Raw genomic sequence first — 1,340 nt, 5'->3', positions numbered from 1 at the left:
CCTATTGCTGCAATGACACGACTTCGGCGGTACGCTTGAGCCCCGCTACATTGTCGGCGCGGAATCACTTGACCAGTGAGCTATTACGCACTCTTTCAAGGGTGGCTGCTTCTAAGCCAACCTCCTGGTTGTCTCTGCGACTCCACATCCTTTCCCACTTAGCGTACGCTTAGGGGCCTTAGTCGATGCTCTGGGCTGTTTCCCTCTCGACCATGGAGCTTATCCCCCACAGTCTCACTGCCGCGCTCTCACTTACCGGCATTCGGAGTTTGGCTAAGGTCAGTAACCCGGTAGGGCCCATCGCCTATCCAGTGCTCTACCTCCGGTAAGAAACACACGACGCTGCACCTAAATGCATTTCGGGGAGAACCAGCTATCACGGAGTTTGATTGGCCTTTCACCCCTAACCACAGGTCATCCCCCAGGTTTTCAACCCTGGTGGGTTCGGTCCTCCACGAAGTCTTACCTCCGCTTCAACCTGCCCATGGCTAGATCACTCCGCTTCGGGTCTTGAGCGTGCTACTGAATCGCCCTATTCGGACTCGCTTTCGCTACGGCTTCCCCACACGGGTTAACCTCGCAACACACCGCAAACTCGCAGGCTCATTCTTCAAAAGGCACGCAGTCACGACCCACTGGGTAAACCCAATGAGCGACGCTCCCACGGCTTGTAGGCACACGGTTTCAGGTACTATTTCACTCCGCTCCCGCGGTACTTTTCACCATTCCCTCACGGTACTATCCGCTATCGGTCACCAGGGAATATTTAGGCTTAGCGGGTGGTCCCGCCAGATTCACACGGGATTTCTCGGGCCCCGTGCTACTTGGGTGTCTCTCAAACGAGCCGTCAATGTTTCAGCTACGGGGGTCTTACCCTCTACGCCGGACCTTTCGCATGTCCTTCGCCTACATCAACGGTTTCTGACTCGTCTCACAGCCGGCAGACTGTGAAAGAGAGATCCCACAACCCCGCATGCGCAACCCCTGCCGGGTATCACACGCATACGGTTTGGCCTCATCCGGTTTCGCTCGCCACTACTCCCGGAATCACGGTTGTTTTCTCTTCCTGAGGGTACTGAGATGTTTCACTTCCCCTCGTTCCCTCCACATGCCCTATGTGTTCAGGCATGGGTGACAGCCCATGACGACTGCCGGGTTTCCCCATTCGGAAACCCCCGGATCAAAGCCTGGTTGACGGCTCCCCGGGGACTATCGTGGCCTCCCACGTCCTTCATCGGTTCCTGGTGCCAAGGCATCCACCGTGCGCCCTTAAAAACTTGGCCACAGATGCTCGCGTCCACTGTGTAGTTCTCAAGCAACGACCAGCCACCCATCACCCT

Annotated in this window: 1 rRNA gene (only partly in view); it reads right to left on the bottom strand. The window is 56.6% G+C overall.

The features are described 5' to 3' along the window. A 23S ribosomal RNA gene (locus ACZ3IJ_RS36130) occupies positions 1-1,283 on the bottom strand; it reaches 1,928 nt to the left of the window's first position. Positions 1,284-1,340: the final 57 nt, after the last annotated feature.

This window comes from Streptomyces sp. NPDC013317 (assembly GCF_055563155.1).
This window is presented reverse-complemented; position numbering and strand designations above follow the sequence as displayed.